The 13,662-nt window shown below is 75.8% G+C and carries 14 protein-coding genes; 9 read left to right on the plus strand and 5 right to left on the minus strand.

The features are described from left to right. Positions 1–2: 2 nt before the first annotated feature. From ispD to ACFSHS_RS09010, 6 genes are all read left to right on the plus strand, one after another. Entirely contained in the window at positions 3–662 is a 660-nt protein-coding gene (ispD, locus tag ACFSHS_RS08985) for a 2-C-methyl-D-erythritol 4-phosphate cytidylyltransferase (RefSeq protein WP_376874248.1), read from the plus strand. Beyond that, entirely contained in the window at positions 659–1,138 is a 480-nt protein-coding gene (gene ispF / locus ACFSHS_RS08990) for a 2-C-methyl-D-erythritol 2,4-cyclodiphosphate synthase (RefSeq protein WP_376874250.1), read from the plus strand. The genes ispD and ispF overlap by 4 nt, the downstream gene beginning before the upstream one ends. Before the next feature lie 134 nt (positions 1,139–1,272). Beyond that, positions 1,273–2,553 (plus strand): S8 family serine peptidase, encoded by a 1,281-nt coding sequence (locus tag ACFSHS_RS08995; protein ID WP_376874252.1) that lies wholly within the window; start codon positions 1,273–1,275, stop codon positions 2,551–2,553. 110 nt (positions 2,554–2,663) lie between these two features. Beyond that, a complete protein-coding gene (gene cysS, locus ACFSHS_RS09000) occupies positions 2,664–4,067 on the plus strand; it encodes a cysteine--tRNA ligase (RefSeq protein ID WP_376874254.1) in 1,404 nt (467 codons plus the stop codon). Continuing rightward, positions 4,049–5,032: a 23S rRNA (guanosine(2251)-2'-O)-methyltransferase RlmB gene (gene rlmB / locus ACFSHS_RS09005; RefSeq protein WP_458199604.1), complete on the plus strand. Its 984-nt coding sequence runs from the start codon at positions 4,049–4,051 to the stop codon at positions 5,030–5,032. The genes cysS and rlmB overlap by 19 nt, the downstream gene beginning before the upstream one ends. A 74-nt stretch (positions 5,033–5,106) precedes the next feature. After that, positions 5,107–5,466 (plus strand): hypothetical protein, encoded by a 360-nt coding sequence (locus ACFSHS_RS09010; protein WP_376874256.1) that lies wholly within the window; start codon positions 5,107–5,109, stop codon positions 5,464–5,466. A gap of 12 nt (positions 5,467–5,478) precedes the next feature. On the opposite strand, the gene ACFSHS_RS09015 is transcribed toward ACFSHS_RS09010, so the two are convergent. The 3 genes from ACFSHS_RS09015 to ACFSHS_RS09025 all read right to left on the minus strand — a co-directional run bounded on the left by ACFSHS_RS09015 (position 5,479) and on the right by ACFSHS_RS09025 (position 9,283). Continuing rightward, positions 5,479–6,756: a DUF445 domain-containing protein gene (locus ACFSHS_RS09015; RefSeq protein WP_376874258.1), complete on the minus strand. Its 1,278-nt coding sequence runs from the start codon at positions 6,754–6,756 to the stop codon at positions 5,479–5,481. 83 nt (positions 6,757–6,839) lie between these two features. Next, complete coding sequence (locus ACFSHS_RS09020) at positions 6,840–8,180, minus strand: S1C family serine protease (RefSeq protein WP_376874260.1); 1,341 nt, start codon at positions 8,178–8,180, stop codon at positions 6,840–6,842. A 194-nt stretch (positions 8,181–8,374) separates the two neighbouring features. Then, positions 8,375–9,283, minus strand: coding sequence for a universal stress protein (locus ACFSHS_RS09025; RefSeq protein WP_376874262.1), 909 nt, complete (start codon positions 9,281–9,283; stop codon positions 8,375–8,377). Positions 9,284–9,445: 162 nt separating this feature from the next. Between ACFSHS_RS09025 and ACFSHS_RS09030 the strand changes: the two genes are divergently transcribed. Continuing rightward, positions 9,446–10,174: a hypothetical protein gene (locus tag ACFSHS_RS09030; protein ID WP_376874264.1), complete on the plus strand. Its 729-nt coding sequence runs from the start codon at positions 9,446–9,448 to the stop codon at positions 10,172–10,174. Between the two features lie 66 nt (positions 10,175–10,240). Here the strand turns inward: ACFSHS_RS09030 and ACFSHS_RS09035 are convergent, their stop codons facing one another. Further along, entirely contained in the window at positions 10,241–11,059 is an 819-nt protein-coding gene (locus ACFSHS_RS09035) for an alpha/beta fold hydrolase (protein ID WP_376874266.1), read from the minus strand. A 232-nt stretch (positions 11,060–11,291) separates the two neighbouring features. Beyond that, positions 11,292–11,636, minus strand: a complete 345-nt coding sequence (locus tag ACFSHS_RS09040; RefSeq protein ID WP_376874268.1) for a VOC family protein — start codon at positions 11,634–11,636, stop codon at positions 11,292–11,294. A gap of 73 nt (positions 11,637–11,709) precedes the next feature. On the opposite strand from ACFSHS_RS09040, the gene ACFSHS_RS09045 reads away from it, so the two are divergent. Then, positions 11,710–12,573, plus strand: a complete 864-nt coding sequence (locus ACFSHS_RS09045) for a sigma-70 family RNA polymerase sigma factor (RefSeq protein ID WP_376874270.1) — start codon at positions 11,710–11,712, stop codon at positions 12,571–12,573. A gap of 90 nt (positions 12,574–12,663) precedes the next feature. After that, on the plus strand, positions 12,664–13,626 hold the full coding sequence (locus ACFSHS_RS09050) for an NADPH:quinone oxidoreductase family protein (RefSeq protein WP_376874272.1): 963 nt from the start codon (positions 12,664–12,666) through the stop codon (positions 13,624–13,626). The last annotated feature ends 36 nt before the right edge of the window (positions 13,627–13,662 follow it).

Raw genomic sequence — 13,662 nt, forward strand, 5'->3', positions numbered from 1 at the left:
CCGTGCTCGCTGTCGGCATCGTCGCAGCGGCCGGGAGTGGTCTGCGTCTGGGGGCGGATGCACCGAAGGCGCTCGTGCCCCTGGCCGGGCGTCCGCTGGTCCGCTGGGCCGTCGACACCCTGCGCGCCGGCGGTGCCGCCGAGGTGGTGGTCGCCGTGCCTCCGGCCGAGCGGGCGGCGTTCGCCGCGGCTGTGCCCGGAGTCCGGCTGGTCGACGGCGGAGCCAGCCGCACGGCCTCGGTGCGGGCGGCGCTCACCGTCGTCGGTCCGGAGGTCGACGCCGTCCTCGTCCACGACGCCGCCCGGCCGCTGACCCCACCGGAGGTCGTCGCCCGCGTCCTCGCCGCGCTCGACCAGGGCGCGCCGGCCGTCGTCCCGGTGCTGCCGGTGGTCGACACGACGGTCCTGGTGGACGACGGGGGAGCCGTCGTCGACGTCGTGCCGCGCGCCCCGCTGCGCCGGGTGCAGACCCCGCAGGGCTTCGACCGGCGGACCCTGGTCGAGGCCTACGCCGCCCTGGCGGACGACGCCGATCTGACCGACGACGCGGCCGTGGTGCGGGCCGCCGGCGCCCCGGTCGCCACCGTCGCGGGGGACGAGCGCGCCGCCAAGGTGACCGTTCCGCACGACCTCGCCATGGCCGAGCTGCAGGTCCGTCGATGACCGACCTGCCCCGCGTGGGAGTCGGCACCGACGTCCACCCCGTCGAGCCCGGGCGGGCGTGCCGGCTCGCCGGCCTCGACTGGCCGGGCGCCGACGGCTGCGCCGGGCACTCGGACGGCGACGTCGTGGCCCACGCGCTGACCGACGCCGTCCTCGCCGCTGCCGGGCTCGGCGACATCGGTGGTCTGCTCGGCACCGACGACCCGCAGTGGGCCGGCGCCGCGGGCGTCGCCGTCCTGGAGCACGCCCGCGAGGTGCTCGCCGCCGCGGGGTGGCGGATCGGCAACGCGTCGGTCCAGCTGGTGGCGAACGGCCCGAGACTGGGACCCCGTCGCGCCGAGGCCGAGGCCGTTCTCTCGGCCGCGCTCGGCGCACCGGTGAGCGTCGCGGCCACCACGACCGACGGCCTGGGGCTCACCGGCCGGGGCGAGGGCCGGGCCGCGGTGGCCACCGCCCTCGTCGTGCGGGCGGACTGACCTCCCGATCCCCGTCGCGTTGCGGCGCGGTCGCTAGGTCGACGCGGGTGGGCGTGGTCACACTTCGTGCCCACGCCCTGACCCGCTGTCCGGACGAACGACCCGGCGTCCGGACCGATCGACAGAAGAGGCCCATGTCCCGTTCCCCAGGCCGTCCCGCCGCACGGCTGCTCGCCGTGGCCGCGTTGTCCCTTCCCGCCCTCACGGTGTTGGCCGCACCGGCCACCGCTGCTCCGCCGCCCGCCGGACCGCGGAGCGTCCCGGGCGCCTGGATCGTCACCCTGGAGGACGGGCAGGCGCCCGACCGCGTCTCCGCCGACCACGGGCGGCAGCACGGGGCCCGTGTCGACCACGTCTACCGGCACGCGATCAACGGATACGCGGCTCGGATGTCCGACCAGGCGGCGGCGCGCGTGGCCCAGGACGCCCGAGTGGTGTCCGTCGAGCGCGACGAGGTGGTCACCGCCTTCGCGCCGCCGGGCACGGGCGGCGCCGCCGCCGCGCAGACGCTGCCGACCGGGATCGACCGGATCGACGGCGAGCTGTCCAGCGCGGTGTCCGGCGACGGCAGCGGCAGCGTGGACGTCGACGTCGCCGTGATCGACACCGGCATCGACGTCGACCACCCCGACCTGAACGTCGTGGGCGGCAGGAACTGCGTCACCGGCGGCCGCTCCTACGACGACGGCAACGGCCACGGCACCCACGTCGCCGGCACGATCGGGGCCGAGGACGACGGCACCGGTGTCGTGGGCGTGGCGCCCGGTGCGCGGCTGTGGGCGGTCCGTGTGCTGAACAACCAGGGCAGCGGCACCCGTTCGGCGATCATCTGCGGCGTCGACTGGGTGACGGCGAACAAGGGGACCATCGAGGTCGCCAACATGAGCCTCGGCGGCAGCGGGACCGAGCCCTCGCGCACCGGCTGCACGACGGGGGACTCGTACCACGACGCCATCTGCAGGTCGGTCGCCGCGGGAGTCACCTACGTGGTCGCGGCGGGCAACTCGGGCGTGGACGCCGCGACCGCCGTGCCCGCCGCCTACGACGAGGTCGTCACCGTCTCCGCGCTGGCGGACTTCGACGGCCGCCCGGGTGGGGGCGCGGCCGCCACCTGCCGCGCCGACGTGGACGACACGTTCGCCGACTTCTCCAACCACGGGGCCGACGTCGACCTGATCGCCCCCGGCGTCTGCATCACCTCCACCTGGATGGGCGGTGGCTACAGCACGATCAGCGGCACGTCGATGGCCTCGCCGCACGTCGCCGGCGCGGCGGCCCTGGTCAAGGCGGCCGACCCGGCGGCCGCTCCGGCCGCGGTCAAGGCGGCCCTCGAGGGGGCGGGTAACCTCGACTGGACCAACGGCGACGACCGTGACCCGGTCAAGGAGACGCTGCTGGACGTCGACGCGTACTGATCGAGCCGACCACCGGCCGGGTCGTGCACCGCGGCCCGGCCGGTGCCGTGCCGGCGTCCGACCGCTTCCGGCGGGCACGGCCGCGGACCGGGCTCCGTAGACTTCGCGCAGTGAGCCTCCGCCTCTACGACACGGCCGCCCGCGCCGTCCGCGACTTCACGCCCCTGCGTGCCGGTCAGGCGTCGGTCTACGTCTGCGGGCTCACCGTCCAGGGGCCACCGCACGTGGGGCACATCCGGGCTCAGGTGTCGTTCGACGTGCTCCGCCGCTGGCTCACCGCCCGCGGTCTCCGGGTCACCTTCGTCCGGAACGTGACCGACATCGACGACAAGATCCTCGCGAAGTCCGCGGAGCGGGGCGTGCCGTGGTGGGCGTGGGCGTACGCCAACGAGCGGGCCACCAGCCACGCGTACGACGTCCTCGGCATCCTGCCGCCCACGTACGAGCCGCGGGCGACCGGCCACGTCCCCGAGATGATCGAGCTGATGCAGCGCCTGGTCGAGCGCGGGCACGCCTACGCCGCCGGCGGTGACGTCTACTTCGACGTCCGGTCGTTCCCGGAGTACGGGGCGCTGTCGGGGCAGAAGCTGGACGACCTCCAGCCCGCCGCCGACACCGACAGCGACGAGCGCAAGCGGGACCCCCGCGACTTCGCCCTGTGGAAGGCGGCCAAGGAGGGCGAGCCGTCGACCGCCTCCTGGGCCACTCCCTGGGGTCGCGGCCGGCCGGGGTGGCACCTCGAGTGCTCGGCGATGGCCGAGCGCTATCTCGGGCCCGAGTTCGACATCCACGGCGGGGGCCTGGACCTGCGCTTTCCGCACCACGAGAACGAGCAGGCGCAGTCACGGGCGGCCGGTGACGGGTTCGCGCAGTACTGGCTGCACAACGGCTGGGTGACCCTCGGCGGCGAGAAGATGAGCAAGTCGCTGGGTAACACGGCGCTGGTCGACGAGGTCGTCAAGCGGGTGCGGCCGGTCGAACTCCGGTACTACCTGGTCGCGCCGCACTACCGGTCGACGATCGAGTTCACCGACGAGGCGCTGGCCGAGGCCGGGGTGGCCTACCGGCGGATCGAGTCGTTCGTCCGGCGGGCGGCCGAGCGGGTGGGCCCGGACGGCGGCGGTGGCATGCTCTGCGCCGACTTCAGCAACGCCCTCGACGACGACCTGGGGACGCCGGCAGCGGTCGCGGCCATCCACGACATGGTCCGCGAGGGAAACACCGCGCTGGCGCAGGGGGACGACGGGGCGGTCGCCGGCACCCTCCGCTCGGTCCGCGCCATGCTCGGGGTGCTCGGGCTCGACCCGCTCGATGCCCGTTGGGCCGGCGGCGGCAGCGACGAGCGGCTCGGCCAGGTGACCGACGGACTCGTCGCCCTGGCACTGGAGCAGCGGCAGGCCGCCCGGGCCCGCAGGGACTTCGCCGCGGCCGACGCGATCCGCGACCAGCTCACCGCCCTCGGCGTCTCCGTCGAGGACACCCCGCAAGGACCCCGATGGGAGCTGACCCGCTGATGGCCGGCAACAGCCAGCGCCGAGGCCGCACGACCGGTGCCGGCAAGAAGACCGCGACCGCCGGTACGGGAGGCAAGGGCCGTCGGGCTCTCGCCGGTCGCGGAGCCACTCCGCCCGCGGAGATGCGGCCGGGCCACCCCGCCCAGCGGCGCGCCGCCGCGGAGGCGCGGCAGCGCGCCGACCGGGCCCGCGCCCGCCAGCGGGCCGAGGAGGCCCCGGAGCTCCTGCTCGGCCGCAACCCGGTCGTGGAGGCGCTACGGGCGCAGATCCCGGCGACCGCGCTCTACGTCGTCACCGGGGACGCGCAGCGCACCACGGACGAGCGGATCACCGAGGCGCTGGCCCTCGCGGCCGACCGCGGGCTGCCGCTGCTGGAGGTGGGCAAGGCGGAGTTCGACCGGATGTCCGGCGGCGCCCTGCACCAGGGCATCGGGCTGCAGGTCCCACCCTACGAGTACGCCCATCCCGACGACCTCCTCGACATGGCCCGCGACTCCGGCCGGCCGCCGCTGGTCGTGGCCCTGGACGGGGTGACCGACCCGCGCAACCTCGGCGCCGTCGTCCGGTCCGCCGCCGCGTTCGACGCGCACGGGGTCGTGGTGCCGCAGCGGCGCGCCGTCGGGATGACCGCGTCGGCCTGGCGCACCAGTGCCGGCGCCGCGGCGCGGATCCCGGTGGCCCGCGCGGTCAACCTGCCGCGAGCGCTGGGCGCGTACCAGGACGCCGGGCTGCAGACCGTGGGGCTGGCCGGCGACGGGGACGTCGACCTCGACGAGTACGACGGCTTCACCGATCCCGTCGCCCTGGTCGTGGGTGCGGAGGGGGCGGGGCTGTCCCGGCTGGTGCGGGAGAGGTGCGACGTCGTCGTCCGCATCCCCATCTCGCGCGACACCGAGTCGCTCAACGTCAGCGTCGCCGCCGGCATCGCCCTCTACGCCGCCGCGCTGACCCGCCGGTCCCCCTGACCGCATCGCGGCGGCCGCCGCCGTCACGGGTGGCCCACTGGCGGCCCCGTGACCCGGCTGGTTGGTTAGGGGACGTGCCCTCCCTGACCTCCCTCGTCGGAGCCGCCACGGCGGCGGGCTCGGCGGCGCTGGTGGTGGCGCCCCGGATCTTCCTCGGACCCGCCCGGCTCGCCGACACCGCCGACACCCGCGCGCTGGTGCGCGCGATGGGCGCCCGGGACACCGGCATCGGCCTGGCCATGATGGCCGCGCCGTCCGGCCGGGCGCGCCGCCTCGCGACGGCGGCACGGGTGCTCAGCGACTGGACCGACGTCGCCACGCTCCCCCCGGCGCTGGCCGGTCGCGGCGCGGCCGGGAGGGTCGTCGGCTTCGCGTCGGCCTGGGGGGCGCTCTCCCTGGCTGCGCTCCTGGCGGACGAGCGCGCCGGCCGCTGAGCTCCGCGACGGTCAGCCCAGCAGCTGCGCCACCGTGTAGATCACCAGGCCGGCCAGCCCGCCGACCACCGTGCCGTTGACCCGGATCCACTGCAGGTCGCGGCCGACCTGCAGCTCGATGCGCCGGCTGGTCTCCTCCGTGTCCCACCGCGCCACGGTGCTGCTGACCAGGTCGGCGAGGTCGCCGGAGAACCGCTCGACGAGGTAGCCCCCGATGCCGTGCGCGTGCCGCTGGACCAGCTCGCGGACGGTCGGATCGGAGCGCAGCAGTTCCGCGAGGTGGGTGATCATCCCGGCGATCCGCGAGCGGAGCTCGGAGTCGGGGTCGGCCGCGGCGGCCAGGACGGCGTCCTTCGCGCTGGTCCACAACGACCCCGACCAGGTGCGCACGGCCGGGTGCTCCAGCAGCTCCTTCTTCAGGTCCTCGATGCGGGCGGCGGTGCCCGGATCGGTCCGCAGCGCGTGCACGTAGGCCCGCAGCCGGGCGTCGTAGGAGCGGCGCAGCTCGTGCCTCGGATCGTCGCCGACCTCGTGGAGGAACGCCTGCACGCCGGCGAACATCCGGTCGAAGACCCGGTCGTCGACCCAGTCGGGCACCCATGCCGGGGAGGCGTCACCGAGCTGGGCGCGGAAGACCACGCGGTTCTCGTCGAGGAAGCGGGCCATCAGCCGCAGCGCGGCCGACAGCACCTCCTGGTGCCGGTCACCCTCGACGACGAGCTCGAGGACACGGGCCAGGACCGGCGCGGCCGGGGTGTCGTGCAGCTTCCGGTCGACGAGCGCCGCGACGGCGGGCTCGAGCTCCTCGTCGCGCAGCAGGCCGGCGAGCGCGGTCACCACGGCCGACGCGTCACCGGCGAGCCGCTCGGCCCGGCCCGGAGCGCTGAGGAAGCCGCCCAGCCGGCCCGGCACGTCGATGGTGGTCAGCTTGTCCTCGACCACCGCCCGGGTCAGGAAGTTCTCCTGGACGAAGGTGCCGAGGCTCGCCCCGATCTGGTCCTTCTTGCGCGGGATGATCGCGGTGTGCGGGATAGGCAGCCGCAGCGGGTGCCGGAAGAGCGCGGTGACCGCGAACCAGTCCGCGAGGGCGCCGACCATCGAGGCCTCGGCGGTGGCGCGGACGTAGCCCACCCAGCCGCCGGCCTCGGGGCCGAGCAGCACGCAGCCCAGGAAGACGACGGCGGCGGCCAGGAAGAGCCCGGTCGCCAGCCGCTTCATCCGGGCCAGGTCGCGGGCCCGTTCGGGGTCGTCCAGCGAGCTGGCGAGGGGGGCGATCGGGGGAGCCGGCACCCGTACGAGCCTAGAGAAAGGGCCCCCATGCCCCCCGCCACCCGCAGGTTCGCGGCGGGACCCTGCACGGGGGCCCGTGGGGCTCACCGGGTGGTGCCGAGGGTGACCTCCGCCGTGCGGGTCTGATCGCCTCGCCGGACGGTCAGCTCGACCGTGTCGCCCGGCGCATGGCTGCGCACGCCGGCGGTCAGCTCGGCTGAGCTGGTCACCGGCCGGTCACCGACGGCGGTCACGACGTCGCCCACCTGGAGGCCGGCCTCGGCCGCGGCGCTGCCCGGCTCGACCGAGACGATCTCCGCCCCGGTGCCGACCTCGGGGTTCTGGTCGTCGGTGGCGTTGCGCGCGCTCACGCCAAGGTAGGCCCGGGTCGCCGAGCCCGTCTCGATGATCTCCCTGGCGATGCGCTGGGCGGTGTTGCTGGGGATGGCGAAGCCGACTCCGATGTTCCCGCTCTGCGACTGCGAACCCGGCAGCCCCGAGGCGACGGTGGCGATGGCGGTGTTGATGCCGATCACCTCGCCGGCGCCGTTCACCAGCGCCCCGCCGGAGTTGCCGGGGTTGATCGCTGCGTCGGTCTGCAGGGCGTCGAGCACGGTGGCGTCGTCCCGCGTCGACCCGGTCTGAACTGCGCGGTCCGTAGCGCTGATGATGCCGTCGGTGACGGTGTTGGACAGGCCCAGCGGAGCGCCGATGGCCACCGCCACGTCACCGACCTGGACGTCGTCGGAGTCGGCGAACGTGGCCGGGGTGAGTCCCTCGGCGCCGTCCAGTCGGAGGACCGCGAGGTCCGACGCGGGGTCGGTCCCCACGATGGTGGCGTCGTAGAGGGTGCCGTCGGAGGTCCGGACCTGCACCGAGTCGGCGGTGCCGCCCTCGGCGACGACGTGGTTGTTGGTGACCACGTAGCCGTCCTCGGTCAGCACGACGCCGGACCCGCTGCCGGAGCCGGAGGCGGTCGTCACGTAGACCGTCACCACGCTGGGAGCCGCCTTGGCGGCGGCCGCGGTGGCCGTCGTCGCCGTCTCCGGATCCTTGATGACGACGTTCTGGGCCGCGGCGCCCGTGCCCGACGCGACCGCCGGGTCGTCGACGAGCGCGGCCACCCCCGCCCCCGCGCCGCCACCGATCAGCGCGCCCGCCACGAGCCCGGCCAGCCCGATCCGCAGACGGCCCGCCCGACGGGCGCTCGGCGACGGGGCCGGCGATTCCGGGGCGGCCGGCGGGTAGCCGCCGTAGCCCAGGTAGGACGGCGGCTGGGGAGTCGTGGTCTGCTCCTGCGGCGGAGCCCACGGAGCGGGGCCGGTGGGGCCGAACCCGTAGGAGGGCGATTGTCCCGCACCGGGTGTCGTGGTGCCGGTCCCGCGCGGGTCGGGGCCCTGCCCGACGCCGGGGCCTGGAACGGTCGGGCGTCCGTGGTCAGTCACTTCGGTGTCCTCCCTGCGCGCAGCCGGGCGGCCGCGGATGCCTCCACTGTCCGGGCGCGCTCTGGTGCAGCGCTGTGGACGCCCTGTGAGATTCCTGGACGGCGTCAGCCGATCGTCCCAAGGCGCACGGGAGCGGCCCGGGCACTGCCTGTCTCGGCAGGCGGAGGCCCGGGTGGGAAGGAAGGGGAGCGGGGTCAGCCCAGGGCGATGATCTCCTCGCGGGGTTCCTCCTCCGGCCGGTGCACCGGCGGGATCAGTGCCATGGGGGAGGTGCAGTGCCGGAGCAGCCAGCGGTGCGGGCCGTCGAGGTCGCGGTGCAGCAGGCCGCCGGTGCCGGCGCTGATCGCCAGCAGTGGCGCCGGGCAGGTGGCGCGCAGGATCTGGTCCGCGCGCGGCGCCGGCAGGTCCGAGTGGGAGACCGACAGGCCCGGGTACCGCCGGTGCCACTCGTCGAGGTCGTCGACCCAGCTGGGGCCGGCGCTGTGCCGGGGCGGGCGGGTCTGCAGCACGGTCAGGCCCACGCCGGAGCGTTCGGCCGCCGCCGCGGCGAACGTCGCCACGGCGTCGTCGTCGTCACGGTCTCCCACGCCCAGCACCGCGACGACCGGACGCTCCTCGGCGCCCCCCGGGCGCTGCCGGGGGACGACCACCACCGGCTGCGGGGAGCGGGCCCCCACGTGGACGGCGACGGACGCGAGCACGAGCTCGTCGGCCGCGCCGGTCGTGGAGCTGCCCAGGACGAGCAGCTGGCTGGCGGCCGCCGCCCGGAGCAGGACGGTGGTCGGGTCGTCGGGCACGACCTCGGTCGCCGCCTGGACGTCGTGATCGGTGTGCCGGGCGACGGTGTAGGCCTGCGCGGTGATGCGCCGCGCCCGGGAGAGCTCGGGGGGCGGTGCGCCCCCGGAGCCTCGACTCAGGTAGGGGGCGGCGTGGACGATCCGCAGCGAGGCGTTGCGGCGGACCGCCTCCCGGGCCGCCCAGCGGACGGCGCCGAGCCCGACCTCCGAGCCGTCCACGCCGACCACCACCTCGCGCGCGGGCCGGTCCTCCGCCGGTGCCGCGCCCGGGTTGCCGAGCGGAGCGGTGGGGGTCGAGGTCGTCATCGTGCACCTCCGGGAGCCGCGTCGTTCAGGAGCTGTCGTTCCGTCCCGCCTGGGAGCCTCCTCGCCCGGGCGTCCCGAGGGAAGACCCTCCGGCAGCGTGTGCATGCCGCGCGTGACCCGGGTAGGGGAGTGGCTCCGTTCGGCGATACCCAGGAGGCCGACGTGCCCGTCCGCGGACCGTTCGTCCGACTGCTCCGGTGGAGCGGTGTGCTCGGTGCGGGCGTCCTGGCCCTGGTGGGCGGACTCGGGTTGCGCGGCCCGGGCCTGGTCGCCGTCGGTGTGGCCGCGCTCCTGGCCGCCGGCACCGCCGCGGGCATCACCCGTGACGATCCCGGCCACGACCGGCGAGCGGTGCTCGAGTCCGCCGTGCAGGCGGCGGCCTGGACGGCGGGCATCCTGCTGACCCTGGCCGGGGTGGCGGCGGTGGCCGGCGGCCTGGTCGCGGTCCTGGTGGGAGCGGGGGCGGCGATCGCCTGGCTGCTCACCCGCATCCCGTGGTCGGGACGGCCGACCGGCCGCTCGTCTCCCGCGCCGGCGGCGCCGTCCTGGCCCACGGGCGTCGAGGTGCTGGTCCTCCCCGTGCCGGTGGAGGAGGAGGCCCGGCCGCGGGTCGGGGACGCCGCGTCCTCGTCCGTCTCGGTCCTGACCACGCCGGCCCTCGGGCGGGAGTGGATGCGCACGACGGTGGCCCTGGGCAGGCGGTTGTCACCGGCGGAACGCCAGGCGCTGGTCAGGCGCCGGGAGGAGACCCTGGACGAGCTGGAACGCCGGGATCCGGCGGGCTTCGCGCGCTGGCTCGCCGACGGGCCGGCACCGGGCAGCGACCCGGCGGCCTACGTCCGCGGTCGACCCGTCCAGGGCGACCCCGCCGCCGGCACCGACGCCGCCTGAGGCACCGACGCCGCCTGAGGCACCGACGCCGCCTGAGGCACCGGGGCGGGCTCGGCGGTCCGGCGGTCACCCGGCGGTGAGCTCGCCGAGGATCTCGCGGCCGTGGGTGAACCCGAGGAAGTGCCCTGCCCCCGGCACCACGGAGAGTCGGGCCGTGGGGATCGCGGCGGCCAGCAGCCGGGCCCCGGGCAAGGGGGCCTGCCAGTCGGCGCGCCCGTGCCACAGCAGGACGGGCCGCGGCACACGCGAGACGGGAAAGCCCCACGGCCGCCGCAGCAGCGCCCGGTCGTAGGCCCCGGCCTGCCATCCCTGGCGGAGCCCCTCGGAGAACGTCTCGTCCAGCGTGCTGCGCACCTCGGGCCGGTCGAGCAGCTCCCGGTCCGGCGGCCCCAGGCGCAGTCGCAGGTAGGTGGAGAACAGCGGCGGGTGCAGCGCGGCGGGCCCCAGGAGCGGCAGCGACACGGCGGTGGACACCCGGCCGGGGCGCAGCACGAGCGAGCGGATCCCCGACGGCACCGGGGGCCAGGGCCACGGGACGTCCGGAGGCGGACTGGCGCCGATCGCCGCTACCCGGTCGACCCGGTCGGGAAGTGCGCGGGCGAGAGCGAGCGCGTACGGCACGCCCGCGGAGAGGGCGAGCACGCGCACCTTCCTCAGGGCGAGCGCGTCCAGCAGTTGGACGGCGTCCGCCGGCCAGTCCACGATCCGGCGCCCCGGCGCCGGATCCGAGCCGCCGAAGCCAGGCCGGTCGATGCCGATCAGCCGCACGCCGAGGCGGCGCAGGTCCTCGCCGTCCGCGAAGTAGCGCTCGCGCCGGCTGCTCGGCGCGCCGTGGCAGTTGAGGACGGGCACGCCGTCCGGATCGCCGAACTCCGCGTACGACATCCGCCGACCGTCGGTGAGCCGGATGTCGCCCTCCCGGCACGGGAACCCCATGCGAGGCCGACTACCCCCCTGCTCCGGCTCCAGTCGGGCTGCGCGGCCGCGACCGGCCGCCGGCACCTGACGGGGCGACGACGAGGACGCCACCGGCCGGGCCGGTGGCGTCCTCGTCCGCACGCGTGGTGGATGGAGGGAGAGCGGTGGGGCACCCGCTCCGTCACCGGGGAGGAGCCGATCAACCCGCCTGGCGCAGGCCGATCAGGTTGCCGTCGCCGTCCCTGGCCAGGGCGATGAGGAGGCCGCCGCCGACGTCGGTGGGGTTCTGCACCGTCTCGGCGCCGGCCTCCACGAGGGTGGCGAGGCTCGAGGCGACGTCGTCCACGTGCCAGTAGGCGACGGGGCCCGACTGCCCGTGCCGGTGGCCGTGCGGGTCGAGGCCGATCGCCTGGCCGTCGGCGTCGAACTGGACGTAGTACGGCGCGTCCACGACCGGATCGGCGCCGAGCAGGGCGCGGAACAGCGCCTTCGCGCGGGGCAGGTCGTCCACGGGGTAGATGACGGTGCGGATGCCGGTGGCCATGATGTGCTCCTCGGGTCGTCGGGTTCGGGTCTGCCATCTCTCTGACACCCGGCGACCGGGAGATGTGACGGACATGAGCGAGATCGACGTCCTTGCCGCGCGGTTCGAGGAGCACCGCGTCCGGCTGACGGCCGTGGCCCACCGCCTCCTGGGCTCGCGGGCCGAGGCGGAGGACGCCGTCCAGGAGGCCTGGCTGCGGGTCAGCCGGGCCGGCGGGGCGGAGGTGGAGAACTTCGGCGGCTGGCTGACCACCGTCGTGGCCCGTGTGGCGCTCAACCAGCTCCGGGCCCGCACGAACCGGCGCGAGGAGCTCCTCGACGACGCGCCCCCGGCCCGCCTGCAGGCCGTCACCGACCCCGCTGAGGAGGCGGTGCTCGCCGACTCGGTCGGGCTGGCGCTGCTCGTCGTCCTGGACACGCTGGCACCCGCGGAGCGGCTGGCCTTCGTGCTGCACGACCTGTTCGACGTCCCCTTCGACGAGATCGCGCCGATCGTCGACCGCTCGCCGGCAGCCGCCCGTCAGCTGGCCAGCCGGGCGCGGCGCCGGGTGCGCGGCGCGGAGCTGCCCGACGCCACCGAGCGGCGCCGGGAGGTGGTAGCGGCCTTCCTCGACGCGTCGCGCAGCGGCGACTTCACCGCGCTGCTCGCGGTGCTCGCGCCGGATGTGGTCGTGCGGGCCGACGCCGTCGCCGTGCGGATGGGCGCCGAGGCCGAGGTGCGCGGTGCGACCCGGGTGGCCGAGGCCTACGCCGGGCGGGCGCGGGCCGCGCGGCTGGTGCTGGTCGACGGCGTGCCCGGCGCGGTGTGGTCGCTGAGGGGGACGCCGCAGGTGGTCTTCGCCTTCACCGTCGAGGACGGCGTCGTGGCCGCGATCGACCTGCTCGCCGACCCGGAGACCCTCGCGGGCCTGGACCTGCAGCCGCTTCCGCAGAGGTAGGGACCCCGCCTGCGCAGCGCGACACCGCGCCGATGACAGGCCGTGGTCGTCGATCTGGTGGGCCACCGCCCGGCGCCACTAGCGTGCGTCATGCGCGCAGCGGTGATCACTGCACTGACCGGACCGGACGGCGTGGAGGTCCACGAGCGGCCGGAGCCCGCTTTCGAGCCGGACCAGGTGCTCGTCGACGTGGAGTACGCGGGGGTCACCTTCCCCGACGTCCTGTACACCCGAGGGGAGTACCAACGGCGTCCCGAGGTGCCGTTCACTCCGGGGTGGGAGGTGTCCGGAGTGGTGCGCGCCGATGCCGCCGGCTTTCGTGCCGGTGAGCCGGTGGCGGCCATGCCCATGACGGGCGGCTTCGCCGAGACCGTTGCGGTCGACGGCCACATGGTCTTCCCGCTCCCGGACGGCGTGCCGTTCGACGAGGCAGCGGCGCTGCCGCTGAACTACCTGACGATGCACTTCGCGCTCATCCGCCGGGCGCAGCTGAAGAAGGGCGAGACGGTCCTCGTGCACGGCGCCGGGGGAGGCATCGGTACCGCCGCCTGCCAGCTGGCTGCGGCCTACGGTGCCCGGGTGGTGGCAGTGGTGTCCACGGCCGCGAAGGGCGAGGTCGCACGCGCGGCCGGAGCGCACGACGTCGTGCCGGCCCCCGGCTTCCGCGACGAGGTGCGCCGGCTCACCGATGGCCGGGGCGTGGACGTCGTCGTCGACCCCGTCGGCGGGGACCGGTTCACCGACTCGGTGCGCTCGCTGGCCCGGGAGGGGCGGCTGCTCGTCCTCGGCTTCACCGGCCGGGAGATCCCCACCGTCAGGGTGAACCGGCTGCTGCTGACCAACACCTCCGTGATGGGCGTGGCGTCGGCCGAGTACTGGGCCGACGACCCCGGCTACGCCGGTCAGCAGTGGCGCGACCTGGTGCCGCTCCTCCGGTCCGGAGCGATCTCACCACCGATCGGCCCGGTCTTCGCACTCGACGACGCCGCTGCCGCCATCCGTGAACTGGACGAACGCCGGGCCGCCGGCAGGGTGCTCATCCGGATGCGCTAGACGACGGACCTCACCGGTCGGCGCTCACTCCGCTCG

The sequence above is a fragment of the Blastococcus deserti genome (assembly GCF_042682525.1).
Classification (GTDB): Bacteria; Actinomycetota; Actinomycetes; order Mycobacteriales; family Geodermatophilaceae; genus Blastococcus_B; species Blastococcus_B deserti.

Bases quoted from the DNA above. Each gene is read 5' to 3' on its own strand.
- ACFSHS_RS09040 (WP_376874268.1), bottom strand. From the start codon at position 11,636: ATGGCCACCGGCATCCGCACCGTCATCTACCCCGTGGACGACCTGCCC.
- ACFSHS_RS09025 (WP_376874262.1), bottom strand. From the start codon at position 9,283: ATGACGACCTCGACCCCCACCGCTCCGCTCGGCAACCCGGGCGCGGCA.
- ACFSHS_RS09050 (WP_376874272.1), top strand. From the start codon at position 12,664: ATGCGCGCAGCGGTGATCACTGCACTGACCGGACCGGACGGCGTGGAG.
- rlmB (WP_458199604.1), top strand. From the start codon at position 4,049: ATGGGAGCTGACCCGCTGATGGCCGGCAACAGCCAGCGCCGAGGCCGC.
- ACFSHS_RS09045 (WP_376874270.1), top strand. From the start codon at position 11,710: ATGAGCGAGATCGACGTCCTTGCCGCGCGGTTCGAGGAGCACCGCGTC.
- ACFSHS_RS08995 (WP_376874252.1), top strand. From the start codon at position 1,273: ATGTCCCGTTCCCCAGGCCGTCCCGCCGCACGGCTGCTCGCCGTGGCC.
- ACFSHS_RS09035 (WP_376874266.1), bottom strand. From the start codon at position 11,059: ATGTCGTACGCGGAGTTCGGCGATCCGGACGGCGTGCCCGTCCTCAAC.
- ispF (WP_376874250.1), top strand. From the start codon at position 659: ATGACCGACCTGCCCCGCGTGGGAGTCGGCACCGACGTCCACCCCGTC.